This window comes from Aminobacter sp. P4_D5 (assembly GCF_056401815.1).
The window spans coordinates 1-921 of record NZ_JBFUIP010000479.1; the positions used below are offsets into that span (position 1 = coordinate 1).

1 protein-coding gene is annotated in these 921 nt (G+C 68.8%); it reads left to right on the top strand.

From position 1 onward, the window contains the following. Positions 1–71: 71 nt before the first annotated feature. Positions 72–921: ABC transporter substrate-binding protein (locus AC1DWF_RS32895; protein WP_476842705.1), on the top strand; the 850-nt coding region annotated here is incomplete at its 3' end.

Sequence of the window (921 nt, forward strand, 5' to 3'; positions counted from 1 at the left end):
GGACAAATCCGTTCCGGACCGGCTTGGATCTCCGGACAACAAGGCCCTCAAGGGCCGCAGGGGAGAACGGGATGACGACACGCCGGCAGATGCTCGCAGCCACCACGGCCGGGCCGATACTCGCGGGGCGCCGGGCGAGGGCCCAGGCTCAAGCCCCTATCCGCCTCGGCGTGCTCGGCGATTTCTCCGGGCCCTACCGCCATCTCTCCGGCCCCACCAACGTCGCCTGCGTGCGCCAGGCCGTGCAGGATTCCGGGCTGACGGAGCGCGGCATCGCCGTCGAGGTCGTGCAGGCCGACCATCTCCAGCGCTCCGACCTCGGCGTGTCCATCGTGCGCGAGTGGTTCGACCGCGGCGGCGTGGACGTGGTGCTGGAGGTGAACAACTCCTCGATCGCCCTCGCCGTGAACGGCATCGTCCGCGAGAAGGACAAGGTCCATCTCAACACCGGCGCGGCCAGCACCGAGCTGACCGGGCCGGCCTGCAGCCCCAACACCATCCACTGGACCTACGACACCTACATGGCCGCGCGGTCCTCCGGCGTGGCGACGATCCGCGCGGGCGGGGACAGCTTCTTCTTCATCACCGCCGACATGGCCTTCGGCCACCAGATGGAGCGCGACCTCACCCGCTTCATCGAGGAGGGGCGGGGGCGCGTGGCCGGCCGCATCCGCTACCCCTTCCCGGGCACCTCGGATTTCTCGGCCTTCCTGCTCCAGGCCCAGGCGAGCCGCGCCAAGGTCGTGGCCTTCCTCAATGCCGGGGCGGACCTCATCAACTGCGTGAAGCAGGCCAACGAGTTCGGCATCGCGCGGCGGGGCCAGAAGCTGCTGGGCATCATCAGTTTCATCAACGACATCCATACGCTGGGCCTGCCGACCGCGCAGGGCTTCCTGCTCACCGAGTGCTTCTACTGGGACA